Genomic DNA, 25,046 nt, shown 5'->3' with positions numbered 1-25,046 from the left:
TCATACCAGTATTTCTCAGCTGTGTCAACACCAAACTTTCAGTTTTACCGGTTTTTGGGACGGTCTAGATCGCTTGCAGGCCACTAAATTCGCGCAGGGTGGCCTCCAGCGCCTGCTGCCACAGGCTGTCGTCGAAAATGAGGTCTTGCCGGCCGGCGATGAGCTGGGCAAAGTGGCGGGCCAGACCGGGATTTTTGACCAGCAGTGGGCCCAGCTGCCAGGTAGCCAGCAGATTATTGCAGATGGCCCCCTCGGTGCGAAAGCCGGCGGCAGAGTCTGCCTGCGGGTCGCAGTCGAGCGGGCGGCTGGTGTAGAGCAGCTGGCAAAAACGGCGGTCGGCACTGGCGGCAGACCACTGCTGTGCGGCGGTGCGATTTACAAAGCCGTAGGTGCGCAGATCGAGGCCGGTAAAGCGCTCGATAGCGGTGACATCGCTGACGAATACCTCACCGCTGTCGGCGGTGGTGTAGGCAAACAGGCCCATCCCCTCCTCGGGCGGCCGGTCGGCGGCAAACTGCGCGCTTTGACCCAGCGCCATGATGGCGCCCCCGCAAAACAGCATGGGCACCCCGCGCTGCACCGCCTGCATAAACTGCGGCCGGTACTGCCGCAGGTGCTGTGTAGCCGCCTGCAGATTGCGGGCTTTGCCCGGGCCCATGTACACGAAGTCGCAGCTGTCAAAGTCGAGCGCGTCGCCCAGGCTCTGGCAGCGCAGTACGCAGTTTATCTGGTTTTGTGCAAAGATATACTGCAGAGCCATCATGTTGCCGCGGTCGCCGTACAGATCGAGCAGGTCGTCGTACAGCCAGAGCAGGGTGACTTCTCTTTTATCGCTCACGGGCAGATCACCTCCAGTATCGAGTGGGCATCGTAAATCTCGGTGAGGATGAACAGGTCGCCGGTGGTATCGGCCACCACCGGGGCCAGCTGACGCACCTCGGGCTGGATGCGCACCTGATCAGGGCGAAGGCCGGCCACCTGCAGCCGCACGGCCAGATCGAGAGCTCGCGGCCCGGTGCAGACCACCTGCTCCACCTGGCCCACCAGCCGCTCAAAGCTGATATCGTACAGCCAGGTCGTGTCTTTATGGCCGGTGTGGTTGATGTTGTTGACCAGAATAATGGCCGTTTTGCCGCCGGGACAGTCGCGCTCGAGCAGGTAGGAGATAGACTGGTCGAACGAGACGGGGTTTTGGTTTTTTGACAGGATCATGGTGGCCTGACGGTCGCCTACGGCAAAGGTCTCCAGCCGCTCTTTGCTCACCGTAAAGGTGGAGGCGGCAGCGGCGGCGCGATCGAGCGGCAGACCGACGCTGCAGCACAGGGCAATCGCCCCGGTGATGTTGAGCACGTGAAACAAGCTGGGGTAGCTGGTGTGTACCCGCTGTCCACCTACCGCAAAGTCGCCGGTGGCGGGGTCAAAGTCTGTGGCCAGATACTGGGGCTTGGGGCTCTGGTAACCGCAGCTGGGGCACCGGTACTGGCCGATGTGGTTATAGTGGTAGTAGCTGTACTGCATGCGGCCCAGACAGCGGGGACAGACCCGGGCGTCGTGGGTGAGGTTGGGGCTCTCGTCGGTCGACAGAGGGGTCTTGGCCAGCCCGTAGTACACGCGGCTGTTGTGGGGGGCCAGATCGCCGCTGATGGGGTCGCAGCTGTTGAGCACCAGCTGCACGTCGGGGCCGATGGCTTGATGCAGTTTATCTACGATCACATCGACATTGCCGTTGCGGGTGAGCTGGTCGCGAAACAGGTTGGTGACCAGCAGGTAGTCGGGGGAAAACCAGCGAAAGATCAGCCGGGAGTAGCGCTCGTCCACCTCGAGCACGATAAAATCTTGTCGGGCGCGGCCGTGCAGATCGCTGGCGCACAGCAGCGTGGTGGCGACGCCGCCGGTGAGGTTGGAGCCCTTGGCATTGCCGGCCACCGAGTAGCCATTTTGGGTGAGGATATGAGCCACCAGATTGGCGGTGGTGGTCTTTCCGTTAGAGCCGGTGACGGCCAGTACCTTGCCGTTAAACCGGATGCGGGCCATCAGGTCGGGGCAGATCTTCAGGGCGACCTGCCCGGGCAGGTTGGTGGCTTTGCCCAGCAGACCGCCCAGTTTGGCCAGCAGTTTGCCCACCAGTAGAGCCAGTGTAAATCTCATGTGTTTAGATCCCTCTTTTTTTGCCGGGCACGCGGCCCGGCCACACTTCTTTGCGTTTACCGTACCGTATATTTTTACAGCCCAATGTGATGGGTGTTTGACGGCGAGTCATCTTTGGTAACTGCACTATTTTTTTGCAGTATACCAGCTGCCGCGTGTAAAAACATGCACAAAATGGGGAGGGTGATCGCTTTAGGCGGGGCGGCGATCAAAAAAGCCGGGCCCGCGACAGCTGTCGCGGGCCCGGCAGGGCACAGTGTGGACGGATATGACACGGGCGGGGGTATTTTTAACTCGAGGGAGGGGCGGCGGGGAACAGAAAGACATTTTGGCGTTTTAGCGGGCGGGCATCACAAAGCCAGCCAGAGCGGTGTTGAGAAAGTCGTGAAAGGGTCGCATTTTTAAATAGATCTCGACAGCATCGTCGAGAAACGACCCGCTCTGCAACTGGCTGTCGGTGAGCGGGCACTCGATATACCAGCTCTTATTTTTGAGGTATGCGGCCTGAGGATGGCCGGGGTCGTAGCCGCGGGGCACGTTTTTGAGAGCGGTGCCGCCGACGGTAAAGTGCCGCCGAAAATCGGGGTAGGCAATGATCTGCTGCCAGTCGTCGCCGTGGGCGGCGATGTGGTCGCGCACCATAGAAGTGGCGCCTTTTAGCATATCGGCAAACAGGCCGCCGCCGAGAAAAGAGCGGCCGCCCGGGCGGAGGTAGAGAAAGTACCCCACCGGGATGGGCTGTTTGCCGGACGGGCCGATATGGGCGCGAAAGGCGGGATTATAGGGGGATTTATCGCGGCTGAAACGGGTGTCGCGCATGAGCTTAAAGGTGAGCGCTTTGGCCGGCGTAAGGGGGATCGCGCTGTCGGCGCGATGCAGGCGGCACACCAGCTTTGCCACCAGCTGCTCGAAACACTGCTTGGCCTGCATGTACTGCGAGCGGTGCTGCAAAAACCAGTCGCGGCAGTTATTTTGTTCGAGTTGGGCGAGAAAGTCGAGCATCTGCTGCATGTTCACGCATCTCCCCCCTGCCCGTTTACAGCGGTGCGAAAGCTCTTGCTGCGCACCAGCTGGTGCACCCAGTCAGACACCTGCTGCGGCGAGCGGTAATGGGGCAGGTCGGCAAAGACCTGGGAGAGAGCGTCGAGCTCTTCCATGGCGCCGGTGTGGACGGTTGCTTGTGGGCTGGCCGGATGCAGGGCACAAAAACCCGGGTCCTGCGGGTCGATGCGGTGGCTGGCGACAGCGTAATCGACCCGGTCGGCACAGCGGCAGGACCCGCCGCCCAGGCCGCAGTAGGCGCCCAGAAAGGCGGCCATTTTTTTGCGGGTGCGGGAGAGCTTTTGCCGGTAGGCCTGGGGGGTGGTGCCGAGTATTTGGGCGGCGGTGCGGCTGTCGAGGCCGAACATGGTGCCCAGTATGTACACCGCGCGGCTGGGTGCATCGAGGCACTGCAGCATGACGCAGGTACAGGAGAGCTTGAGCTCGCGCGCCAGCAGCGCCCGGTCGACGCCGCCGCTGAGGTCGGGCAGGCCGTGCGCGCGGTCGGACAGGATATCGGCGCCGTACTCCTCAAAGCTCAGGGGATGGTCTTTAAACATGCCTTTTTGGCAGCTTGTCAGGTGGTTGACGGCGATGCGGTACACCCAGGTGGACAGAGCGCTGTCGCCGCGGAAAGAGGACAGGTGGGTCATGACCTTGATGAGGATCTCCTGCGCGGCATCCTCGGCGTCGGGGATGGTGCCCAGCATGCGCAGCGAGAGGTTAAAGACCATATCCTGTACGCTGTGCAGCACCTGTTCCAGCGCCTGTTCGTCGCCGGCGACGGCGGCGGCGAGCAGCTGTTTTTCGTGTGTTGTAGACATCATTATTTATACACCTCCTTTTTATTAGACTGGGCGGCAGCGCATTTGTGACAGAATAGAAATTGTTAATTTTTTGTAAATACGGGCACTTTTTGTCCTATTTACAGCAAAAAGCCGCAGCGCGCAGAAAACTGCGCGCTGCGGCGGCAGCCGGGCTATGATCTGGAGCCGACGGCTGGTAAGTTTTTACTGGCAGAGGGGAGCCGGCTGGTCGGGGTACTCGGCCCGCAGCTTTTTGGCCAGGGCGGTCATCTCGTCGCGCAGCTCATGGGACATATCGAACACCGGGCCGTACTGGCGCACGTTGTAGTGGGCGGTGATGTTGGCCATGATGCCGGCCATGATGGGATCTTCCCCCTCACACAGGGCCACCAGCGCGGTGGCGGTGGAGGAATTGCCGCAGCCGGTGGGGTCGACGATGTCGCCGTCCCAGCGCAGGCAGGGCACGAACCAGTGCTGATCGCCGGCGATGCTGTAGAGCCCCTTCTCGCCTACCCGGAACAGGGTGAACTCCACATCCAACTCTTTTAATTTGGCCAGGCACTCCTCCTCAGTCTCGACGCCGAAAAGGCTTTTGGTCTCGGGGAGGTTGATGGAGAAGTAGTCGACATACTGCAGCGTGTCGAGGATGCGCTCCAGATTTTCGGGCACGCAGCAGCTGGTGCCGATCTCCCACATGACTTTAAAGCAGTGGCTGTTTTTGAGCTTGCCAATCTCGGACCAGAAGAAGTGGTCGAGACCGCGGCAGATGTTGAGGCCCACGATGCCGCCGCACACCCGCTCTACATCGGCGGCGGTGGGGGTGAGATAGCCGAAGTTGTTCCAGCCGTACACCTTGGTGCCGACGATGCTGTTTTCGTAATAGGTGCCGTCGGGCCGGTACTGAACGTAGTTGTAGGTGGTGTGGTCGGTGAGCAGGCGAATCCCCTCACGGGAGAGGTTGTTCTTTTCAAACCAGGCGCCGTAGTGTTTGTCCATATCGGTGCCGGCGCCGCAGATGATGGAGCTGTCGTCGTGCCACAGGCGCAGGCCCTCGATGCCGTAGGCGGTGCCGCCCATCACGTCGTTTACCACCCGGCCGTCGACGAATTGCAGGCGGTTGGTGATGAAGTTGCCCACTGCTGCGTATTTCATGGTCATTCCTCCTTATCGGTTTGGCCTTACAGGCCGTAGCGCTCTCTGTACTGCTGGTAGGTCTTTTGGGCCAGCTGCTCGGCCTCCCTGCGCACGGCGGCCAGGTCTTTGCAGGGGCCGTACTGCATGACGTTGTAGCCGGCCGAGATGTTGGCCATGATACCGGCCATGACCGGGTCTTTGGTCTTGTGGTAGGCGTACATGGCCGCTCCGGTGGAGCAGTTGCCGCAGCCGGTGGCGTCGACTTGATCCATGAGGATGGAGTCGATGAGCCAGTGGTTTTGGCCCTCGATGGTGTACATGCCCCGCTTGCCGATGCGCATGATGCTAAAGGGGACCCCCAGGCTCTTCATGCCGCGCAGCACCTCCTCCTCGGTGTCGACGCCGAAGAGGACCTTGGCCTCGGGGTAGTTGATGGAGAACATCTCGATCTGCGAGCAGATCTGGCGGATGCGCTCCAGATTTTCGGGCACGGCGGAGGTGGCGCCTATCTCCCACATGAAGGTAAACTTCTTTTTGCGCTTGACCTCTAAAAGCTGATCCCAGAAGGTGTGATTTTCCAGGGAAATGGGAAAATACAGCACCGAATCCTGGTCGCAGGCGGCCTCGAACTGGTAGGGGTGCATCTCTAAAAAGCCCATGTTGATGGCGCCTTTATGCGCGCCGTGGACATACTCCCAGTCGTAGGTGCCGTCGTCGTGGTAGGTGAGGTAGTGGTGGGTGCAAAAGTCGCTCATGACGGTGATGCCCTGATAGGTGGCGCCGTTTTGCCGCATCCACTGACCGTAGTATTCATCGTAGTCGCTGCCCACGTTGGTGAGCATTTGACAGTCGTCATCCCACAGCTTGATGCCGGCGTAGGCAAAGATGGCCGGGCCGCCGATATGGGTGCCGCTGGTGGTGCCGTTGGGGTATTTGACGGTATCGAGCATAATGTTGCCAGAACAGATATATTTCATGATACTTCTCTCTTTACAGTGGTCGCCCCGACGGGGCCTACAGATCTTGTTTATTGAGGCCGTGCTGCTGCAGATAGTCAGCGTACATCTGCTGGGCGGTCTCCTCGGCGCGGGTGCGCATCTCGGGGGTGAACTGCTGGGTGAGACCGAACTGGCAGATGTTATAGCCGGAGGAGATGTTGGCCATGATGCCGGCCATGACCGGGTCGCGGGTGACATAATAGGCGTACATGGCCGCGCCAGTGGAACAGTTGCCGCAGCCGGTCTGGTCGACGAACTTGCCCATGTCTACGCTGGGGATGAGATAGTGCTTGTCGCCCTTGATGGTGTACATGCCGTTTTTGCCGTCGCGCATGATGATAAACGGCACCCCCAGCGTTTTGAGGGCCGCCAGCGCGTCTTCGCGGGTGTCGACGCCAAAGAGGGACTTGGTCTCGGGGTAGTTGATGGAAAACTGCTCTACTTTACAGTCGCTGATGATCTTTTTGATGCGGTCGAGGTACTCGGGGGTGCTGGTAACACCGGAGGCCTCCCACATGAACTCGAAGCCGTTTTTCTCTTTGATGCGGGCAAACTCCTCCCAGAAGACGGGGTTGTAGGCGTCGAAAAAGAAGTAGACCGCCTTGGCGCCTTTGGTAAACTGCTCGATCTGCTCGGGTCTTACTTCCATGTAGCCCATCTCGGTGGCGTAGTCGTGGGGGGCCAGATTGGAGGCGCCGTAGGTGCCGTCCTCATTATAGGTGAGGATATTGTTGTGGGTGGTCTCGTGCACCACGGTGATGCCGTCGGTGCAGACCTGGTTTTTGCGGATCCAATCGCCGTAGAGGGCATTGTAGTCCTCGCCCACATTGGTGATCATTGAGCAGCTGTCGTTCCAGATGCGGATGCCGGCATAGGCAAACGGGGACGGGCTGCCCATGTGGTACTCGGTGCAGCTGCCGTCCTGGTTCATGATGCTGTCGGTCATGGTGTTGCCAATTGCGATAAAGTCCATTTCATCACCTCAATAGTCGTTTTGCCGGATACCGGCACAGCGTGATCGATATTTGCTGGGAGCCGCGGTACGGCGGGGCGCCGACCGCATGAAAACCCTGTGCAGGGGCGGCCTGCACAGGGATGAGGGCTATTTTTCAGCTGGACAGAGCGCCTGGCGCCCGCCAGTTGTTTTGCGTAATTTTACTTTACTAGAAATGCATTTTAAAGTCAATAAGCATAAAAGGCATTTTAAATCGCTGTTCATTTTTAGCAGTATGTATAGTATTTGCGTTCATTTTTTAGAGTTCACGCCAAAACAAATTTAACGGGTCCGCTAGAAATGTGGGCCGAGACCAAAAAGTTTGCACAAAAAAAGGGCAGCTGTTTTGACAGCTGCCCGACCGGGGCAAAAATTGGGCGCAACAGCGGCTGCTGGGCAGCCCATATACAGGGGCAAAGCGGCGGCCGCGCACCGCGGCATCACTCATCACTGCATCGCCACCGCACCCCCACGACCGCCACAGCGCGCCCCAGCTACGGCGCCCCAGGCCGGGACAAAGACCACGCCAATACCGGCAGCAAAACAGAAAAGAGCCGGGGCGCCGCTGCGGGCGCCCCGGCTCTGGCATGAACACTAGCCGTGCAGAGGCCGCTCAGCTGACGCTGGCGCGGCGGGTGGCCAGGTAGGAAAAAACGGAAAACACGGCGCTGATGGCCAGGAAGAAGAGCACCGGCAGGCCCATTTGCAGGCCGCCCTCTGCAAAGCCCAAGGCCTGCGACAGCACCTTTAGCAACCACCGGGTCGCGGTGCCGCCCAACAGCTGAAAGTCGAGTACCGGAAACAGCACCAGCACCGCCAGCGGCAGGATGAGCATAAACAGCAGCCGCTGCAGGCGGCCCAGGCGCTGGTACAGCGCGGCCATGAAGTAGGTGATGGTGGCGATGGCAAAGTAGAGACTACAGCCCCACAGGAGCTGCCAGATAAGGCCGGGCAGCTGGCTTTGGCCGTAGAGCTGGGTAAAGGTGCTGCGGTAGCCCCAAAGCGGCAGCAGCAGGCGGCTGTTGAGCACATCTATCGCCGCCGCCAGCAGCGATACCACCGCGAACTGGCAGAGAAAGCTGCGCAGCATCGACTTGCGGGAGTAGCCGTTTTGGATGAGAAAACGAAAGTCTTCGGAGAAGGTAAAGACCCCCAAAAAGCCCATAAAGACAGCGGTGCTGGTCTCGAGCCCCGCTACGCCGAGCTGCCCGTCGGTGGAGACGGCGACGATGGCGGCCACGGCGATGATCGCGTAGATGACCCCGTAAAAAATGGCCAGCGCCTTGCCGCTGGAGCGCAGCTGGTAGCCGATAGATGCTTTTAGGTTCACTGTTCCCCCTCCTTTTTGGTGAGCTCAACAAAGAGCTTTTGCAGGTTGAGTTTAGAGAGCTCGAGACCGCTGTCGCAGAGCGCCTGCCGGTCGCAGCTGCCCAGAATGTAGGCTGTTTTGAGCCCGCCGAGCACATCTTCGCCGATGACCTTTTTGCCGGCGGCGTAGGCGTCGACATCGCCGGCCTTACCGGATACACAGTAGCCGCTATCGAGCAGCGACTGCACCGACTGGCTCATGAGCAGACGGCCCTCGTCGATGATGGCGATCTCCTCGATGAGGTTGGCCACCTCCTCGATAAGGTGGGTGGCGATGATGATGGTGCGGGGCTCGTCGGCGTAGTTTTTGAGCAGGAGGTGATAAAACATCTCGCGGTGATTGGCGTCGAGACCCAGCACCGGCTCGTCTAAAAACAGGTAGGGCACATCCAGACACAGCGCCACGATGAGCTTGAAGATGGAGGTGTAGCCGGTGGACAGCTCTTTGACCCGCTTTTTGGTGTTGAGGCCGAACTGCTGGGCCAACACCTGCGCCTGTTGGCGGTCAAAGCTGCCGTAGAACCGCTCGCTCCAGCGAAAGACATCGCGCACACGCATGTCTTTGGGGTAGAGGTTTTTTTCGCTCATCATGTAGAGCTTTTTTTGGGCGCGGTCGTTTTCACAGGCGGGCTCGCCGTCGATGAGCACCTGACCGCTGTCGGCAAACAGCCGGTTGGCGGCGATGCCCAGCAGGGTGGATTTGCCCGCCCCGTTGCGCCCCAGCAGGCCGTAGATCTTGCCCGGCTGGAAGGTGAGTGAGACGTTTTGCAGCGCCACGTTGTCTCCAAATCGCTTAGTCAGCTCCTGTATCTGTATCCCGGTCATCGATATAACCCCTTTCTATCAGTGCCACGACCTGCTCGCGAGTCAGGTCGAGTTTTTTGGCCTCGGCCACCAAGCTGGCCACGTAGCGGTCGAAAAAACTCTGTTGCCGCTTGGCCCGTATACGCGCGCAAGCTCCCTCTTTTACAAACATGCCCAGACCCCTCTTTTTAAATAAGATCTCCTGCTCGACGAGCAGGTTCATCCCCTTGAGCACGGTGTGGGGGTTTATCTGCCACTGGGCCGATATCTCGGTCGTGGATGGCACCTGCTGCCCCTCGGGGAACACACCGGTGAACACGGCGTCTTCTATTTGATCGGCTATCTGCAAAAAGATGGGCCGGTCGCCGCTGGTATCGATCTGCAATCCGCACGCCGCCTTTCTGGTTTGATGGTTTGTTACACATGTAACTAACTGACTAAACTATACCACGGCCGGGAACTGCTGTCAAGGAAAATATTTTAGACCCAAAACTGCGCCCGGTGACACTTATTATATAGGGGAGCTCTTTTAGGGGGCCTGGGGGGCGGCAGTGCTCCTGCGGCCGGGCGGGGATAAGAGCGCCGTGCTCCCCCCGCTCTTATCCCCGCCCCCACCTGTAGACGGCAAAAAGAGGAGGATCTCTATGCGACCCATCGACGACTGCGACCTGCCCCCCACCGGCGACCAGACCCTGCACCTTTTGGAGGACTTGGCGGCGGCGGTAAAGCTGCCCTACCTGTCGGATCTGCGGGCCCTGACTGCCTACCCGCTTTTGCTGTGTGCGCTGGACGGGATCTTACCGGCGCAGTACGCGCCGGCCGACTGGCGCGACGCCCTGCACTACTTTGCCGGCAAGCAGGCGCCCCTGTCCGCTACGGCGGCGCAGATAAAAGAGCTGCTGGTGGGTTACCTCTCGCGCGAGCTGGACCGGGCGGCACAGCCGCCGGCGAGCCGGCATTGACCGACCTGTATGATGACTGGCCTCTGCGCGGGCGGCGGGTGCTGTCCGCGCTGTTTTGGGCTCGCCCGGCCACGCCCCCACACACAGTGGCCAGACGGGCTATATGCTCCTTCTGCTGTGGTCGTCACAGCAAAAAAAGACACCCCCAGGGGCGTCTTTTTTTATAGCCGTAGACATGCTGTGCATGTATTTGACGCCCGGCGGGCACAGAGGAAGCGGATGGTCAGAGGGGGCTGAGACAGCCGGCCGGGCATGTGTCAGGGCCGGCCCTGCTGCATGGCATCGGCCAGCTGCCGCAGGGCCGCGACATCGCGCAGGGTATAGCTGCGACCCTGCTTTTCGAGATAGCCGCGGCAAACGAAGTCGCTGAGCGTCTGCTGCAGGTGGCGGTAAGAGACCCCCAGGTACTCCGCCGCGTCGACGTTGCGCTCGCGGTACTGGTCGCCGCAGGCGGCGGTGAGCAAAAACTCGGCCAGCCGGTTGGCCAGCGGATAGCCGTGGGTGCGCACGATGGTGCGCTCCATGCGCCGGCTCTTTTCGCCCAGGTAGGTACCGAGAAAGCGGAGGAACTTGACATCGTTTAACAGCGCGTGACGGCAGGTATCGAAGGGCAGCACCAGCAGCCAGCAGTTGGTCAGGGCGCGAATGCCCAGTGTCTCGCCCGGGACGCCGAGCAGCTCCAGCTCGCCGAAAAAGCAGGTGGCCTGCGGAAAGTCCAGCAGCACCGATTTGCCGTTGGGCAGGCTCTCGGACAGGCGGGCGCGGCCGGAGACCAGATAGATCAGCCGGTCGACCGGGTCTCCCTCACGCAGGATGTGCGCCCCCCGCGCAGCGCGATACAGCCGCACCACCTCCGCCACCGGGAAGGAGAAATAGTCGCCAAAGCCGGAGCGGTCGATAAATCGCTGCCGCAGCGGCTCATCAAATACCTCTTTCAAATAAATCGGCCCCCTTTTTGCCAAAACTCGGAGATTTCTCCTATCTGCAGCATACGGCAAAACGTACAATAAAGTCAATGGAAGAGCGCGGTGTTCACGCCGCATGACAAAAAGGAGATCACTATGGAAAAACGCAAGATCATTTTGGACTGTGACCCGGGCCACGACGACGCGATCGCCATTTTGTTGGCAGCCAGCCACCCGGCCATCGACCTGATGGCCATCACTGTGGTGGCGGGCAACCAGACTTTGGACAAGACGCTGCCCAACGCGCTGCACGTGTGCCAGTACCTGGATATCGATGTGCCGGTGTACGGGGGCATGCCGCTGCCGCTGGTGCGAAAACAGGTGGTGGCCGATATGATCCACGGCGAGAGCGGCCTGGACGGCCCCGTGTTTGAGCCGCTGCAGCGCCAGGCGGAGGAGGAGAACGCCGTCAACTACATCATCCGCACGCTGATGGCCTCGGACGGGGACATTACGCTGGTGCCGGTGGGGCCGCTGACCAACATTGCCGTGGCCATGCGCATGGAGCCGCGCATCATCCCCAAGATCCGGGAGATCGTGCTGATGGGCGGCGCTTACGGGCTGGGCAACATCACCCCGGCGGCCGAGTTCAACCTGTATGCCGACCCGGAGGCGGCCGACGTGGTATTTCGCTCGGGCGCGCCCATTGTGATGATGGGGCTGGACCTGACCAACCAGACGGTGTGCACCCCCGACATCATCGAGCGCATGGAGCGGCTGGACAACCGGGCCGCCCACCTGTTCGGCGACATTATGCGCTTTACACTCAAGACCGCCCACGAGTGCTTTGGCCTGGACGCCGGCCCGATGCACGACGTGACCTGTGTGGCCTACCTGATCGCACCGGAGCTGTTTACCATGCGGGACATGTACACCGAGATCGACCTGGAACACGGCCCCAGCTACGGGCGCACCGTGTGCGACTGGTCGGGCTATATGGGCAAGACGCCCAACAGCAAGGTGGGCATCACGCTGGACCTGGACAAATTTTGGGACATGGTGGAGGGGGCCATCTCGAAATTTGCCTGATGGCTGCGCCGCTATGAGCGCACATCAGCTGCTGTCATTTTTACAAAAAGGAGCCGCCGGGCAATGCTCGGCGGCTCCTTTTTGTACGGGTGGCGGTGGAGCGGTGACTCACCGGCCTTAAAGGGCCAGGTGGACCCCAGCTGGTATGCAGGCGCGGCAGCAGTGGGGCGGGGCCCGACAGCCGGTAAAGCGTGTATTTGTGTACTATGGGCAATGCAGCCGCTTTTTTTGCGCCACTTTGCGGATAGAATGACCGACGGCGGTGTGTTATGATGTGCATAACCTGTAAGACAGTGGCCCGCCGCGCGTGCCTGGCCGGCGGCCACGGCGGCGCGGCACGCGCCACGACCATAAGGAGCGCACAGCTATGAACAGTGTTTTAGACGGCATCTTTACCCATCAAAAGCCCATTATCGGCATGATCCATCTGCGGCCGCTGCCCGGTTCGCCGCTGTATGACCCGGCCAGCATGGGCATGGACCAGATCATCGCCACGGCGGTGGAGGAGGCCAAGATCTTGCAGAGCGCCGGGGTGGACGGCCTGCAGGTGGAGAACATCTGGGACTACCCCTACCTGAAAGACCAGCAGATCGGCCACGAGACCTCTACTGCGCTGGCGGTGGCGGCGCGCAAAGTCATTGAGGCGGTGGACATTCCGGTGGGACTCAACTGCCATTTAAACGGCGGCGCATCGTCGCTGGCGGCGGCGGTAGCCTGCGGCGCCAAGTGGATACGGGTGTTTGAGTTCGTAAACGCCTATGTGTCGCACGCCGGCATCACCGAGGGGATCGGCGCCCGGCTGGCCCGCATGCGGGTGCAGTTGCAGGCCAAAGAGGTAAAATTTTTCTGCGACGTAAACGTAAAGCACGGCAGCCACTACATGATACACGACCGCACGGTGATGGACCAGGCCAAAGACAACGAGGACGAAGGGGCGGAGGTGCTCATCGTCACCGGGTTCGAGACCGGCAAAGCCCCCACCGCAGACAAGGTGCGGGCCTGTAAGGAGCACGTGCATCTGCCGGTGCTGCTGGGCAGCGGCACCACCACCCAGAATGCCCGTGAGCTGCTTTCGGTAGCCGATGGTGCCATTGTGGGCAGTTGGTTCAAGACCGACAACAACTGGAAAAACCCAGTGGAGTACCAGCGCACCCGTGCCTTTATGGAGCAGGTGGAGCTTTTGAGAGAGGAGCTGTAGGCTTTGGCGGCAAAACGGGGCATTTTGGAGATGGGCAGCATCGTGATGGACCACACCATGTATGTGGACCGGCTGCCCACCGTGGGCCAGTCGCTGATGACCGACAACTTCCACCGCTTTCCCGGCGGTAAGGGCAGCAATCAGGCCATTACCGCCGCCCGATTTGGCGGACAGGTGCGCTTTATCGGCCGCATCGGCACCGACGCCACCAGCTGCGAGATGGACGGTTATCTGCGCCGGGAGCAGGTGGATATGGCGGGGATGATCGTGGACCCGGACACTACGGTGGGCATGGCCATCGTGCTGGTGGATAAGCAGGGCAACAACTACGTGGTGTTTGACCCGGCGGCCACGCTGCGGCTGACGCCCCAGGACATTGAAAACAGCCGACAGCTGTTCGTGCCCGGCGACATGCTGGCCCTGACTATGGAATTTGAGCGGGAGACGGTGTATGCGGCGATCCGCATGGCGCACCGGCAGGGGATGCGGGTGATGCTGGACCCGCTGGCCATCCCGCTGTCGGAGTTTCCAGCCGACATACCGCCCATGGTGGAATTTGTTAAGCCCAACGAGACCGAGGCCAGCGCCCTGACCGGTATAGAAGTCTGCGACCCGGATACGGCGCGCCGGGCCGGCGAGGTGCTGCGGCAAGCTGGCTTTGCCCGGCCCATCGTGTCGTTGGGCGCACAGGGCATACTGGCCTGGGTGGATGGGCAGCCGGTGCATTTGCCGGCCCCGGCGGTATCAGCTATCGACAGCACCGGCGCCGGCGATGTGTTTATCGGCGCCTTCTGCGGCGAGCTCACCCAGCACGGCGACCTGCTGCAGGCACTGCGAATGGCGGTGGCGGCCGCGGCGCTGAGCACCACCAAAATGGGGGCGCAGACCTCGATACCCCGGCGGGAGGATGTGCTGGCACTGATACATAGGTAAACGCACAAAAAGAGAGGCGCTTATATGCCTCTCTTTTTAAGAGCCATCATTAGACGGAAAATAACGGCGTTTCCGACAACAGGCCCATATCTCCCCTGGACAAAAAGCTGACCGAAAAAGCATTCGCTCTATACCTGCTAATCTTACAGTTATAAATATCTGGTCATTTAAAAGGTCAATCGTCAGCCGGCATATCCAGGGGGGGAAACTCGGTTCATGAAAGTGGATCGGCCCAGCTGCAATGGCCGCGGGGAGACACGGCTGTCTTCTCGTCTCATATAGAAAAAGAGCTCTACTATGAGCAATCAAAAATTGCTTTTATATCATTCTCTATCCACGCTGTATCTGGATATACAATATTTCCCATACAAAAATTGGCATGACGCGCTCTCTGCTGTTTCAAAAACAGGGCATGATCGTTTATCCGAAACACTTGACCTTGTTGCGCGCCACAGTATATACAAGTGTTGACCGCTCTCCCCGCTTTGCCCACCCCTTTAACCGAGTCAAAATGCTCTATAAAAAAAGCATCGACCGATGGCAGTGTGCCGAGCATGACTTCTGGAAAGCTGTTGAAAAACGGGCTGACCCACGCCAGATCTCTTATCAGACGATATGTGTATATGGGTGTGATCTCGCAGCAATTCCAGCAGTGAGCACCCCATCTATACACGTTGATACCATATTGGCGGATATAGGCCAGCACAAATTCACAAACACTTTTTGTGGAGCTGCACCGGGGAGTATTTGAACAGCAAAAGACCGGGCTGCCATCTGCAGCCATTTGGGCTACATAATAGCCGCCGCATATGTCACACTTTACAACTGCCTGTTTCATTGCGCCCCCTCCTTTAGCCGGTGGCAAATCTTCTCGATGTCTAGCACCCAGGGCAAAGGGGCGCCATGACAATGGCCAGGCGTACATCTCGGCTAGGCCGGCAGAGGCAGGCTACCCATGGGACCAGACCGAAGTCTTTGCGCAAAAAATAAAGCAAGCAGAAACAAAATGTTTCTGCTTGCTTTGGTGCGCCAGAAGGGACTCGAACCCCTGACCTTCTGATTCGTAGTCAGACACTCTATCCAGCTGAGCTACTGGCGCAACTACGGTGCCTATCTATAATACATCGCAGCCCGGGGTTTGTCAAGTAAAATCCCCACTTTTTTTGGTGCGGCTGGGCGGTTCACATTTATGGTGCCCGGAGACCGGTATCGGCGTACGCTTTCAGGTAGCGCTATCGGCTCTTGACCATCTCCAGTGCCTTTTGGAAGGTGTTCTTATCATTTTGATAGGTGAGCCGTTTCATGACCTGACCGGGAGTAAAAAAAGAGGCTTCGATGATCTCTTCCTCCTGGATGCGCACCGGGTCGTCGCCGTCGATCTCGCAGAGGAAATACACCACGTCTTTTTTCACGTCGCGTCCTATTTTATAAGAGACCATCTCGCGAAAGCCCTCCAGCATGTGCACGTGTACGCCGGTCTCCTCCCAGATCTCGCGCTTGGCGGTCTGCTCCTCGGTCTCCCCCGCCTCTACATGGCCTTTGGGAAACGCCCAATGCCCGCCTTTGCGGTGCTTTATCAGCAAAAATTGCAGGTTGCGGGGCTCGCGCTTGAAAACGACGCCCCCGCAGGATTTTTCTTTTCTCATCCGCTATCCCTCCGTACTGTAGTGCCCGGGCCGCTGGCTGCCGCAGGGTGGGCGGCGGCCCGGCACCTCTTTAAACGCTCTCAGTAGAGTTATTATACCACAGCGCCGCCCTTAAAACCAGACGGCCGACCCGGCGGCTGCTAAAAAGGCCGACAGCAACCGCGTGCTGTCGGCCTTTTATGTCGTTGCTCGCCGTGCGGGCGGGCTCTAGCTCTTTTTGTGCTGGGTCTTGGCGCGCAGGGAGTTAGAGAGGATCTTTTTGCGCAGGCGGATGGATTTGGGGGTGACCTCCACCAGCTCGTCGTCGCCGATAAACTCCAGCGCCTCTTCCAGACTCATGATGTTGGGCGGGGTAAGGCGCAGCGCGTCGTCGCTGCCGGAGGCGCGGGTGTTGGTCATCTGCTTTTTCTTGCAGACGTTGACCACGATGTCCTCGTCTTTGGGGGTGCTGCCCACGATCATCCCCTCATACACCTCGGTCTGGGCGGGGATGAACAGGGTGCCGCGCTCCTGGGCGTTATACAGGCCGTAGGTCACCGCCGTACCGGCCTCGTAGGCCACCAGACTGCCCGTCTGGCGGATGGGGATATCGCCTTTATACTCCTCGTAGCCCTCGAAGATGGTGTTGAGGATGCCTTCACCTTTGGTATCGGTCAAGAACTCGCTGCGGTAGCCGAACAGACCGCGGGAGGGGATGAGGAACTCCAGCTTCATGCGGCTGCCGGCGGGGCTCATCTCGAGAAGCTGGCCCTTGCGGTAGCCCAGCTTCTCCATCACGCTGCCCACGCATTCCTCCGGCACGTCGATGGACACCCGCTCCACGGGCTCCATGCGCTTGCCGTTCTCCTCGCGGTACAGCACGCGGGGCGGGCTGACCTGCAGCTCGTAACCCTCGCGGCGCATGGTCTCGATGAGGATGGACAGGTGCATCTCGCCGCGGCCCGCCACGTTGAAGCTCTCGGTGGTGTCGGTGTCGGATACTCGCAGCGACACGTCTTTGAGCAGCTCCTTGTACAGCCGGGACCTGATCTGGCGGGAGGTGACGAACTTGCCCTCACGGCCGGCAAAGGGACCGTTGTTGACCGAGAAGGTCATCTCGACGGTGGGCTCAGAGATCTTGACGAACGGCAGCGCCTCGACGGCGTCGGGCTGGCAGATGGTGTCGCCGATCGAGATGTCCTCGATGCCGGAGAAACAAACGATATCGCCCACCTGGGCCTCATCCACCGCCTCGCGCTGGAGGCCCGAGATCTGGTACAGATTGACGATGCGGCCCTTTTTGGGCTCTTTGTCGCCGTGGTAGTTGCAGACCATCACGTCTTGGCCCTGGCGCAGCGTGCCGCGCTTTACCCGGCCGATGGCGATACGGCCCACATACTCGTTGTAGTCGATGGTGGAGACCAGCGCCTGGGTGGGGGCCTCGGGGTCGCCCTCGGGGGCGGGGACGTCTTTCAGGATCTGCTCGAACAGCGGGGTGAGGTCGGTGCCGGCCTGGCTGTAATCCAGCGAGGCGGTGCCGTCGCGGCCAGAGCAGTAGACAAAAGTGCTGTCGAGCTGCTCCTCGTTGGCGTCGAGCTCCAGCAGCAGTTCTAAGACCTCGTCCTCTATCTCGGATGGGCGGGCGTCGGGGCGGTCGATCTTGTTGACTACCACGATGACCTTATGGCCCAGCGCCAGCGCCTTTTCCAGCACGAAACGAGTCTGGGGCATGGGGCCCTCGAAGGCGTCGACCAGCAGCAGCACACCGTCGACCATCTGCAGCACCCGCTCGACCTCGCCGCCAAAATCGGCATGGCCCGGGGTGTCGATGATGTTGATCTTGACGCCGTTATACACCACTGAGGTGTTTTTAGACAGTATGGTGATGCCGCGCTCGCGCTCGAGGTCGCCGGAATCCATGACGCGGTCCTGCACGACTTGGCCCTCGCGGAATATGCCGCCCTGTTTGAGCATCTCGTCTACCAGAGTGGTCTTGCCGTGGTCGACGTGGGCGATGATCGCTATATTTCGTAAGTCTTCTCTAATCAAGCTGGTACTCCTCCTAGCTGTGATGAAACGTCCGCTGCTTTAACTTTGTTATTATACTACATCCGCGCCGATAAAGCAAAATTTTTTACAAAACACAGTGCAGTTTTTTAGACAATATAGCTGTATCTAACGGCGCGGGCAGCAGCTCTGCCGCCCCGCGGGAGGACACCTATGTACCGGCCTGTCAGAAGTCGCGGATCAGCCGCACCACTTTGCCCAAAATGGCCACCGTCTCGGGGTAGATGGGGGACATGCTGTCGTTTTCGGGCTGCAGCCGCACCCGGCCGTCGCGCTCTACATAAAAGGTCTTGACCGTCGCCTCGTCTTCGATAAGTGCCACCACGATCTCGCCGTTTTCGGCGGCGGGGGTCTGGCGCACCAAGATGATGTCGCCGTCGAGGATGCCGGCGTTGATCATGCTCTCGCCCTTGACGCGCAGGGCAAACACCCCTTCGGTGGTGTGCAGGTCGTCGGTGACGATATAGCCCTCGACATTCTGCTGGGCCAGTATGGGGGTACCGGCGGCCACCGTGCCCACCAGCGGCACCTGGCTGGTGCCAAAGTCGCGCAGGCGAATGCCGCGGTTGGAGCCGCGCAGGATCTCCACCTGGCCCTCGGTCTCGAGCATCTTGAGGTATTTGTGGGCGGTGCAGGTGGATTTAAAGCCCATCTCGGTGCAGATCTCGCGCACCGAAGGCGGGATGCCCTGACCGATGCGCTGGCGCAAAAAGGCCAGCAGCCGCTGTTTGTTCTGCTCTACTTTTTCCATCTTGCAGTCCTCTCTGTATCTGTTTCTGCCCGCTTTTTAAAGTTCAAAAAATCAGGCAGGTTTCTTCACTTTTTATTTACACATCATTCACAACCCTAAAAATAACACTGCTATAATATAGGCAAGCCTAAAGACAATGCCGCAAATGTTTTTAGGGCTGCACTATCCTCCTCAAAAGCACCCCTCAGGCTTTTGATGCCGCCAACAGCAGCTGCTGTTGGCGGTATTTTTTTAACGGAGCGCCCGAGGGTGGGGTGGTGGTCAGTCGTCGTGCTGATGCACGCCGTTTTTTAGCCGCACGGTACGGCGGCGGGCCCGGCGCCGCAGCTGCCAAAAGAAAAACAGTACTGCCAGCGCGCCCAGACCCAACAGCCCAAATAGGGCCGGTGACTGCAGCCGGGTGAACCAGTTGCTGCCGGCGGCGGGATAGGTGGGCTGCAGCTGCGGGGTACCGGGCACCTGCGGATCTAAAAAGCCCTGCGCGGGGCTGTATACCTGATAGCGCTGGCCGCGGTATTCTAGAAAGGCGCTGCCGTCTTGCAGTGTAAAATCGCACAGCGCCCCGCGGGAGTTGGCAAACACGGTTAGGCAGGCGCTCTGGGCGCTGGCCGCGCCGTCTGGCTCGGTGATCTGCAGCGGCAGCTCGGTGCTGCTGGCGCGGTAGGCGCCCATGTCTACCTGATAACTGCCGCCCTTTTTTTGCAGAGACAGCAGCACCCGGTCACCCGCTGCAAATGCGGACAGCCCCTTTACGGTAATGGTGGCTGCCACCTGCTCGGAGTGCAGCGGCGATGCGCCGCGCTGGGACTTGCTGCTGCGCAGCAGCTCCCGCACCTGCACGGTGGCGGTGTCGCCGCTCATTTTTTCGATCTGCCCCAGCACCACCACGTCTTGCCCGTTGTGGGTAAAGGCGTACAGCGCGTCATCAGCCGCCGCGGCTGCGAGCAGGCACAGCACCGCCAGGATACAGGCTGTGGCCAGTGCCGACCACCATTTTTGTGCCGTTTTGCTGTGCATGGACGTCTCCCCCATCGAAATGGCCGCTGCAAAGATCGCCGCCAGCCGTGTATGACATATTTAAAAGTAATCTCAGTATACCAAAAACTCGTACCAGGTGCAAACTATCGTTTGCTTTTGCTCGACTGCCTTTACAAGTATTTGCATATCTGGTGGTAAACATCTGTTTTTCCACAACATATTCCACAGCTGTGGAATACTTGCCAATGGTATAACCACTTTGCGGACCGGTCCCTGTAAAAATTTTGCCCCACTCGGCGTAAAGTTTACTTTTTTTCACACGTTTTACACAGAAATCGTTTATAATAGTAGATACTGCGCAGACGTATCTGCCCATTCTATGTTGTAACAGCATATAAAAATAGGAGTGTTTTATGGCCAAGCATACTTTCACACGCAAACTGGCGGCAATCGCCCTGACGGGGGCGCTGTCCCTGACGCTGCTGAGCGGCTGTGTCAAAAATTCGTACCTGGTAGTCGGTAAGCAGACGGTGAACATGCCGGTCGTCATGAAGGTGGGCAGCCACAACGTGTCGATGGAGGAATACCGATACTTTTACCTGAACACCAAATACCAGCTGGACGGCGGCGACGACTCGGTGTGGGAACAGGAAGGCGCCGACGACAAGAAAGAGCTGCTGCGGACCCATGTGGAGGATACCATCAAATCCAACTATGCGCTGATGGACCTGGCCAAGGAAAAAGGGGTGAGCCTGACCGCTGACGAGCGCAAATCGATCAGCGACAATCTGGCCTCGATCAAGGAGAACTACGAGAGCGAGGAGGCCTTTGAAGAGGCGCTGGCACAGAATTACCTGACCGAAGAGGTATACCTCTCGATGGGCGAGATGTCTACGCTGCAGCAAAAGCTGACCGAGAAGCTGACCGGCGACGGTGGCGAGATACCGATGGGCGACGATGTGGTGACCCAGTATGTCAAAGACAATTACGTGCGCGCCAAGCATGTGCTGATCACCTCTGCTACCGAGAATGCTGAGCAGGTGGCAAACGAGGTGGCCCAGAAAGCAGCTGCCGGCGAGGATTTTGACAGCCTCATCAGCACCTACGGCGAGGACCCGGGCATGACCCAGAGCCCGGACGGCTACTACTTCACCAAAAATGAGATGGTCGCCGAGTTTGAAGAGGCCGCCTTTGCCCTGCCGGAAAACAGCGTCAGCGGCGTGGTGGAGTCGAGTTTTGGCTACCACATCATTCAGCGTCTGCCGCTGGACGACGCCTACATTCAGGAAAACTTGAGCACCTACACCAGCACCTATAAAACCGCCAAGGTATACGAGCAGATCGAAAAGGTGATGGATGGGTATAAAGTGACCTACGATAAAAACTACGATCTGATCGATGTAGACACCGTGAAATAGGTCGTACGGAATACCAGCAATAAAAAGAACCGCCTGGGCGGTTCTTTTTTCGTTCACGATGAAGAAGTCAGCAGAAAGGTATGGCGGGTAACAGAGCTATGCGCTGCTTGCCCTGTAAAGCGGGCAGCCACGGTTGCACCGAAGAAGACCGCCCGATGTGCAGCGCCATAACAGGAACGGGTATCCCCCCGACATACTGCCCCACTGTTCTACACACCTACCGACATGCAGCGGTTCTCAAGGCTGCGGCAGCAGGTCCGGCATTCGGCAAGAGCAGTGTTGCAGTGACTGGACCGCTGCGCTGTACGCCGTTATTTTGGCACCGCCCATACAAATTTTGTGTGGATACGATAACTGGGGACTTTCTATTGATTTATATTCAGGCCGCTGGTATTTTGCATGTGGTGTACAGACAGTGGCAAAGAGGAGCGGCTGTCAGCCGCAGGGCCGTTGGTTCGAGCCCAACAGGGGGAGCCAAAACATTCTCTTTCCCAAATGGGGAAAAAATTTTTTATTAAAAAGCAGATTTTATAAAAGAGTGCCGGGGTAGATTTACACGTAGTCGACCCCGGCGCTCTTTTTATGTGATAGAAGTATATGGCATGTTATAACCCCCACTACGGTAGACATCTTAAGCCATAAGCGTTTGATCAGGCATACAGTCCATTTTATCGCACAGCAAAGAAATGTAGGAGGCAGCAGCTATGAAACACCTGATCGATACTGCAGAAATACCTGCTGATAAAAGAGAGATGATGTCTGCGCCTGTACAGCCACGCCAATGCGCGCTGGTCAAGTCTGTAGTAAGTGTATTCTCCAACAAATAAGTGGCCAAACAGTATGGACCGATCCCTCAGACCCTGTGTGTGCGTATCACTCGTTATGCCATCTATATCGAGGGGGGAGCGGCGGCTATTTCCAGCCGGGCGGAACATAAGTCTTTTTAAGCATTTGCCAGTCCGGCTCCATGATCGGCAAATTTGGCCCGGCCTAATTGTAGTAGTGGGGACATGTGATCGCCATGATGGGTCCGGGCGGATAACACCGCTGGGTAAAAATATAAATCGCTTTTATACCGCTCTATTTTACGTGGTAATGGCTATTTATACTACGACACTGCTTGTTTTACTGGCTAAATTTTACCAGCCGCTGTGGCAGTCATAAGCGCGCTATCTGTGGTTAGCAGCCCTTTTTACGATATGATGTTGCCGGTGGGACCGATATCTGTGTTTTTACTTTTGTATCTTCTGAAATTCCACCAGATAGCCGTTGGGATCGGTAATAAAAAAGGAGTAGACGGGAAAGACCGCATACATGGCTGGCGGGTTCTGCACGATAGCGGCATTACCGGCCATCAGACGGCGATATTCGGCGTCGACAGCGGCGTTGTCAGCACAGTTGAGTGAGAGCACCACCCCGGTGGCCATGGGCCGGTCATCGCCGTATGCGCAAAAGCCCCAATAGCCCCGGCCGGTATCAAAGATCACGCATCCCGGCATCTGCTCTGCTACCTCAAGGCCCACTGTCTGGGTGTAAAAGCTGGTGGTCTGGGTCAGGTCGCGGCAGGGCAAAAAACAAATGCTGGACTGATACATGTCGTTCCTCCTAACAGTTGTGGGTGGGATGTATTTTCCGCAGGTAAAATACAGTGAGGCGCTGACTGGTCAGGTAAGCTGTAGAGTGGTAAATTTCTCTGCACGCCGTACAGTATTCTACTGCACCTCTCTTTTTTACAGATATACCGGCTCTTGGACAACCCGCGACCACTCTTACACCAGCTATACCGGCAGCCGAAGCAAACAGCTGGTAAGGGACTACGCGGTGTATCGGGGAGCAGACGGCCTATAACAGCGCTCCCCTGTAGTAGCTCTAAAAGGTGCTGTTGAGGACAGTATAGCGCATCGTGCAGCACAGGGCAAGCGGGCCGCAGGCTCGGCGACTGCTTTCCTATCGAACGGTGGCACATGAGGGATAGGTAGGGACAGGAGCACCGCTGCTTCGTTAAGGCGGCCATCTCGCCCTGTGTATTTCAAATTATCCATCCCCGGAGGGTCGATTTTTGCACTATGTACAGCCTGGACCCCACTCCACCACTATAGTCCACTCACTTTTTCTTATTGCCACTTTTCGCCCCATTTGCGGTCTCTCCCATCACCGAGTGGTCTTTCCAACTCCCTGCGTCCATCTGTCTGGCGGCTGTCCACGCCCGGTCTAAACCGTTATGCTGCCGCTCTCTCTGCTGTCGACCACCAAGGTGTAAAAGGCCCCTTTTTCAATTGCGGCAAAGTAGTGGGCCGCATTGTACTGGTCTGCATAATACTTCTCGATGAACACCAACGCATTGCGCAGCTGCAGCATGGCCGCCAGCTCGTGCTTACAGGTATAGCTGCAAAAACAGTCGCACAACAGATCACTGATCTCCCGGCCATGGCAGGTAAACTCCACCTCATACATCGTGCTGCCCTGCACCAGTGCACGGCCATATGGCCCGTCTAGACAGATATACTTGACCCGGTCTTCCAAATAATACGTGTAACCGCGGTCGGCGATCGCGCTGCTCACCTGCAGGTCATCCAGGTGCTCCAGGTCGCAAAGTGTCTCGCTATCGTGCCCAGTTACATAGGTCTCTTCCTGTTCAGGCGCTTTAAACCAACTGCGCACTTTGCTGTAGGGCAGTGTCTCGCGCGCAAAGGTGACCAGGTGCGAACCCGCCAGGTAAAAGGTGCCGTGTACCTCGGTATCTGCGACGGCCACCACGCGCCTGTAGTCTGACAACTTTATTTTAAAGTGATAGCTGACTTCCACCACGCGGCCACGCTGCCCCGCCAACTTGCCATCTACATATACCAAGTCGCCGCGGTGCAGGTCAAAGGAGTCGTTGTAATAGCCCAGTGTCCTGTTTTTTCTTGGAAAATGTACCTGCACCACAGACTTGACCGGTGTGGAATGGCATAACTGTACAGGAGTGGGCATCGCCTCTCTTTTGTCGGCAGGTATTTCTGCGGTAAAGCCGATCGGGTGTTTCATAGCTAGTACCTCCTCTATTTCTTTTGTATCTCCAGTATACACGCTCACCTGTACGATAAAACGGACTGTATATGTTAAAATTCCACTGCTGTAGTGCGAAAAAAGAGCGCCAGAGACGGCCCTTGCTTGGCCGCCTTGACGCTCTCTTATCGAGTATCGCTATCTAATTCACATAAAAAATTCTCCTGCCCCTATGAACAAGAGAATTTTTTGGCTCCCCCTGTTGGGCTCGAACCAACGACCCTGCGGTTAACAGCCGCATGCTCTACCGACTGAGCTAAGGAGGAATATATAAAAGTTTGCACGGAACAGAAAAAAGAACACGTACAAACTACTGGACAGCTTGCAAGTATTCTTTCCAAAAAAAGAGTTTCTATGCAAACTCCCTTAAATTTCATGTAAGTCGGCGTCTACCTATTTTTCCAGGCAGCTTCCCGCCAAGTATCTTCGGCACAACATAGCTTAACTTCTGTGTTCGGTATGGGAACAGGTGGATCCTATGCGTCATCAACACCGACTCTATATATGAATATCAGCTCTCGCTGTACCCAACTTGTCAAAAAAGGTCTCTGGTCGCCTTCTCACTTTGCCCTGTGACCCGAAAAACACTGTGTTTTGCTCCAGCAAAACTGATGAACTCCGTTCATCAAAGGGTTTTTCTAGCCACAACGCTCCGCGTTGTGGTGACCCGTGGGGGAATCGAACCCCCGTTACCGGCGTGAGAGGCCGGTGTCTTAACCGCTTGACCAACGGGCCATGTGGTGCACCATCAGGGACTCGAACCCGGGACCCACTGATTA

Annotated in this window: 24 protein-coding genes, 3 tRNA genes and 1 rRNA gene; 6 read left to right on the top strand and 22 right to left on the bottom strand. The window is 58.2% G+C overall.

Annotated elements, in window-relative coordinates; translation table 11 throughout:
- Positions 1-64 precede the first annotated feature (64 nt).
- The 10 genes from H8K20_RS13205 to H8K20_RS13160 form a co-directional block, all read right to left on the bottom strand.
- Positions 65-838, bottom strand: coding sequence for a hypothetical protein (locus tag H8K20_RS13205; RefSeq protein WP_186488749.1), 774 nt, complete (start codon positions 836-838; stop codon positions 65-67).
- The gene (locus H8K20_RS13200) at positions 835-2,148 is read right to left on the bottom strand and encodes a MurT ligase domain-containing protein (RefSeq protein WP_186488746.1); all 1,314 of its coding nucleotides are present in this window, start codon (positions 2,146-2,148) and stop codon (positions 835-837) included. The genes H8K20_RS13205 and H8K20_RS13200 overlap by 4 nt, the downstream gene beginning before the upstream one ends.
- Positions 2,149-2,484: 336 nt before the next feature.
- The gene (locus tag H8K20_RS13195; protein WP_207721597.1) at positions 2,485-3,159 is read right to left on the bottom strand and encodes a DUF2461 domain-containing protein; all 675 of its coding nucleotides are present in this window, start codon (positions 3,157-3,159) and stop codon (positions 2,485-2,487) included.
- A 2-nt stretch (positions 3,160-3,161) separates the two neighbouring features.
- A complete protein-coding gene (locus tag H8K20_RS13190) occupies positions 3,162-4,016 on the bottom strand; it encodes an RNA polymerase sigma factor (protein ID WP_186488741.1) in 855 nt (284 codons plus the stop codon).
- Between the two features lie 183 nt (positions 4,017-4,199).
- The gene (locus tag H8K20_RS13185) at positions 4,200-5,147 is read right to left on the bottom strand and encodes a PfkB family carbohydrate kinase (protein WP_186488739.1); all 948 of its coding nucleotides are present in this window, start codon (positions 5,145-5,147) and stop codon (positions 4,200-4,202) included.
- 26 nt (positions 5,148-5,173) lie between these two features.
- Positions 5,174-6,106 (bottom strand): carbohydrate kinase family protein, encoded by a 933-nt coding sequence (locus H8K20_RS13180; protein WP_186488738.1) that lies wholly within the window; start codon positions 6,104-6,106, stop codon positions 5,174-5,176.
- A 37-nt stretch (positions 6,107-6,143) separates the two neighbouring features.
- Positions 6,144-7,100, bottom strand: a complete 957-nt coding sequence (locus H8K20_RS13175; RefSeq protein ID WP_186488737.1) for a carbohydrate kinase family protein — start codon at positions 7,098-7,100, stop codon at positions 6,144-6,146.
- A 634-nt stretch (positions 7,101-7,734) separates the two neighbouring features.
- Positions 7,735-8,451, bottom strand: a complete 717-nt coding sequence (locus tag H8K20_RS13170; RefSeq protein WP_105205983.1) for a hypothetical protein — start codon at positions 8,449-8,451, stop codon at positions 7,735-7,737.
- Complete coding sequence (locus H8K20_RS13165) at positions 8,448-9,314, bottom strand: ABC transporter ATP-binding protein (protein ID WP_186488736.1); 867 nt, start codon at positions 9,312-9,314, stop codon at positions 8,448-8,450. Before H8K20_RS13165 ends, H8K20_RS13170 begins: the two co-directional genes overlap by 4 nt.
- A complete protein-coding gene (locus H8K20_RS13160) occupies positions 9,283-9,678 on the bottom strand; it encodes a GntR family transcriptional regulator (RefSeq protein WP_186488735.1) in 396 nt (131 codons plus the stop codon). Before H8K20_RS13160 ends, H8K20_RS13165 begins: the two co-directional genes overlap by 32 nt.
- Before the next feature lie 259 nt (positions 9,679-9,937).
- Here H8K20_RS13160 and H8K20_RS13155 point away from each other — a divergent pair, with 259 nt between their 5' ends.
- A complete protein-coding gene (locus H8K20_RS13155) occupies positions 9,938-10,255 on the top strand; it encodes a hypothetical protein (RefSeq protein WP_186488734.1) in 318 nt (105 codons plus the stop codon).
- A 257-nt stretch (positions 10,256-10,512) separates the two neighbouring features.
- On the opposite strand, the gene yeiL is transcribed toward H8K20_RS13155, so the two are convergent.
- Positions 10,513-11,193, bottom strand: coding sequence for a transcriptional regulator YeiL (gene yeiL, locus H8K20_RS13150; protein WP_186488733.1), 681 nt, complete (start codon positions 11,191-11,193; stop codon positions 10,513-10,515).
- Between the two features lie 123 nt (positions 11,194-11,316).
- Between yeiL and rihB the strand changes: the two genes are divergently transcribed.
- The 3 genes from rihB to H8K20_RS13135 all read left to right on the top strand — a co-directional run bounded on the left by rihB (position 11,317) and on the right by H8K20_RS13135 (position 14,380).
- Positions 11,317-12,249 carry a ribosylpyrimidine nucleosidase gene (gene rihB / locus H8K20_RS13145; RefSeq protein WP_105205988.1) on the top strand — a complete coding sequence of 311 codons (933 nt, stop codon included), beginning with the start codon at positions 11,317-11,319 and terminating at the stop codon, positions 12,247-12,249.
- A 367-nt stretch (positions 12,250-12,616) separates the two neighbouring features.
- On the top strand, positions 12,617-13,447 hold the full coding sequence (locus H8K20_RS13140) for a BtpA family protein (RefSeq protein ID WP_186488731.1): 831 nt from the start codon (positions 12,617-12,619) through the stop codon (positions 13,445-13,447).
- A gap of 3 nt (positions 13,448-13,450) precedes the next feature.
- On the top strand, positions 13,451-14,380 hold the full coding sequence (locus tag H8K20_RS13135; protein WP_186488730.1) for a ribokinase: 930 nt from the start codon (positions 13,451-13,453) through the stop codon (positions 14,378-14,380).
- A gap of 295 nt (positions 14,381-14,675) precedes the next feature.
- On the opposite strand, the gene H8K20_RS13130 is transcribed toward H8K20_RS13135, so the two are convergent.
- The 6 genes from H8K20_RS13130 to H8K20_RS13105 all read right to left on the bottom strand — a co-directional run bounded on the left by H8K20_RS13130 (position 14,676) and on the right by H8K20_RS13105 (position 19,840).
- A complete protein-coding gene (locus H8K20_RS13130) occupies positions 14,676-15,218 on the bottom strand; it encodes a hypothetical protein (protein WP_186488728.1) in 543 nt (180 codons plus the stop codon).
- A 184-nt stretch (positions 15,219-15,402) separates the two neighbouring features.
- Positions 15,403-15,479, bottom strand: a tRNA-Arg gene (locus H8K20_RS13125).
- Between the two features lie 133 nt (positions 15,480-15,612).
- Positions 15,613-16,026 (bottom strand): bis(5'-nucleosyl)-tetraphosphatase, encoded by a 414-nt coding sequence (locus tag H8K20_RS13120; RefSeq protein ID WP_105205991.1) that lies wholly within the window; start codon positions 16,024-16,026, stop codon positions 15,613-15,615.
- Positions 16,027-16,233: 207 nt separating this feature from the next.
- Entirely contained in the window at positions 16,234-18,054 is a 1,821-nt protein-coding gene (gene typA, locus H8K20_RS13115; RefSeq protein WP_186488727.1) for a translational GTPase TypA, read from the bottom strand.
- A 184-nt stretch (positions 18,055-18,238) separates the two neighbouring features.
- Positions 18,239-18,823: a transcriptional repressor LexA gene (lexA, locus tag H8K20_RS13110; protein ID WP_105205993.1), complete on the bottom strand. Its 585-nt coding sequence runs from the start codon at positions 18,821-18,823 to the stop codon at positions 18,239-18,241.
- A gap of 261 nt (positions 18,824-19,084) precedes the next feature.
- Positions 19,085-19,840 carry a hypothetical protein gene (locus H8K20_RS13105; RefSeq protein WP_186488726.1) on the bottom strand — a complete coding sequence of 252 codons (756 nt, stop codon included), beginning with the start codon at positions 19,838-19,840 and terminating at the stop codon, positions 19,085-19,087.
- Positions 19,841-20,214: 374 nt separating this feature from the next.
- On the opposite strand from H8K20_RS13105, the gene H8K20_RS13100 reads away from it, so the two are divergent.
- Together H8K20_RS13100 and H8K20_RS14105 are read left to right on the top strand one after the other, a co-directional pair.
- Entirely contained in the window at positions 20,215-21,219 is a 1,005-nt protein-coding gene (locus H8K20_RS13100; protein ID WP_105205995.1) for a peptidylprolyl isomerase, read from the top strand.
- A gap of 704 nt (positions 21,220-21,923) precedes the next feature.
- The gene (locus H8K20_RS14105) at positions 21,924-22,046 is read left to right on the top strand and encodes a hypothetical protein (protein WP_279287526.1); all 123 of its coding nucleotides are present in this window, start codon (positions 21,924-21,926) and stop codon (positions 22,044-22,046) included.
- A 405-nt stretch (positions 22,047-22,451) separates the two neighbouring features.
- Here H8K20_RS14105 and H8K20_RS13095 read toward each other — a convergent pair whose 3' ends face one another.
- The 5 genes from H8K20_RS13095 to H8K20_RS13075 form a co-directional block, all read right to left on the bottom strand.
- Positions 22,452-22,814 carry a VOC family protein gene (locus H8K20_RS13095; protein WP_186488725.1) on the bottom strand — a complete coding sequence of 121 codons (363 nt, stop codon included), beginning with the start codon at positions 22,812-22,814 and terminating at the stop codon, positions 22,452-22,454.
- Between the two features lie 616 nt (positions 22,815-23,430).
- On the bottom strand, positions 23,431-24,246 hold the full coding sequence (locus tag H8K20_RS13090) for an SWIM zinc finger family protein (RefSeq protein WP_186488724.1): 816 nt from the start codon (positions 24,244-24,246) through the stop codon (positions 23,431-23,433).
- Positions 24,247-24,457: 211 nt separating this feature from the next.
- Positions 24,458-24,533 (bottom strand) — tRNA-Asn (locus H8K20_RS13085).
- Between the two features lie 114 nt (positions 24,534-24,647).
- Positions 24,648-24,764 (bottom strand): 5S ribosomal RNA (gene rrf / locus H8K20_RS13080).
- A gap of 163 nt (positions 24,765-24,927) precedes the next feature.
- A tRNA-Glu gene (locus tag H8K20_RS13075) sits at positions 24,928-25,002 on the bottom strand.
- Between the last annotated feature and the right edge of the window lie 44 nt (positions 25,003-25,046).

It is taken from the genome of Neobittarella massiliensis (ex Bilen et al. 2018), assembly GCF_014269355.1.
In the GTDB taxonomy this organism is placed as follows: domain Bacteria; phylum Bacillota; class Clostridia; order Oscillospirales; family Ruminococcaceae; genus Neobittarella; species Neobittarella massiliensis.
Note: the sequence above shows the minus strand (reverse complement) of the source record. Positions and strands in the feature narration are given on the sequence as shown.

Bases quoted from the DNA above. Each gene is read 5' to 3' on its own strand.
- H8K20_RS13200 (WP_186488746.1), bottom strand. From the start codon at position 2,148: ATGAGATTTACACTGGCTCTACTGGTGGGCAAACTGCTGGCCAAACTG.
- H8K20_RS13195 (WP_207721597.1), bottom strand. From the start codon at position 3,159: ATGCAGCAGATGCTCGACTTTCTCGCCCAACTCGAACAAAATAACTGC.
- H8K20_RS13190 (WP_186488741.1), bottom strand. From the start codon at position 4,016: ATGATGTCTACAACACACGAAAAACAGCTGCTCGCCGCCGCCGTCGCC.
- H8K20_RS13185 (WP_186488739.1), bottom strand. From the start codon at position 5,147: ATGAAATACGCAGCAGTGGGCAACTTCATCACCAACCGCCTGCAATTC.
- H8K20_RS13180 (WP_186488738.1), bottom strand. From the start codon at position 6,106: ATGAAATATATCTGTTCTGGCAACATTATGCTCGATACCGTCAAATAC.
- H8K20_RS13175 (WP_186488737.1), bottom strand. From the start codon at position 7,100: ATGGACTTTATCGCAATTGGCAACACCATGACCGACAGCATCATGAAC.
- H8K20_RS13165 (WP_186488736.1), bottom strand. From the start codon at position 9,314: ATGACCGGGATACAGATACAGGAGCTGACTAAGCGATTTGGAGACAAC.
- H8K20_RS13155 (WP_186488734.1), top strand. From the start codon at position 9,938: ATGCGACCCATCGACGACTGCGACCTGCCCCCCACCGGCGACCAGACC.
- rihB (WP_105205988.1), top strand. From the start codon at position 11,317: ATGGAAAAACGCAAGATCATTTTGGACTGTGACCCGGGCCACGACGAC.
- H8K20_RS13140 (WP_186488731.1), top strand. From the start codon at position 12,617: ATGAACAGTGTTTTAGACGGCATCTTTACCCATCAAAAGCCCATTATC.
- H8K20_RS13130 (WP_186488728.1), bottom strand. From the start codon at position 15,218: ATGAAACAGGCAGTTGTAAAGTGTGACATATGCGGCGGCTATTATGTA.
- H8K20_RS13120 (WP_105205991.1), bottom strand. From the start codon at position 16,026: ATGAGAAAAGAAAAATCCTGCGGGGGCGTCGTTTTCAAGCGCGAGCCC.
- lexA (WP_105205993.1), bottom strand. From the start codon at position 18,823: ATGGAAAAAGTAGAGCAGAACAAACAGCGGCTGCTGGCCTTTTTGCGC.
- H8K20_RS13105 (WP_186488726.1), bottom strand. From the start codon at position 19,840: ATGCACAGCAAAACGGCACAAAAATGGTGGTCGGCACTGGCCACAGCC.
- H8K20_RS13100 (WP_105205995.1), top strand. From the start codon at position 20,215: ATGGCCAAGCATACTTTCACACGCAAACTGGCGGCAATCGCCCTGACG.
- H8K20_RS14105 (WP_279287526.1), top strand. From the start codon at position 21,924: ATGAAACACCTGATCGATACTGCAGAAATACCTGCTGATAAAAGAGAG.
- H8K20_RS13095 (WP_186488725.1), bottom strand. From the start codon at position 22,814: ATGTATCAGTCCAGCATTTGTTTTTTGCCCTGCCGCGACCTGACCCAG.
- H8K20_RS13090 (WP_186488724.1), bottom strand. From the start codon at position 24,246: ATGAAACACCCGATCGGCTTTACCGCAGAAATACCTGCCGACAAAAGA.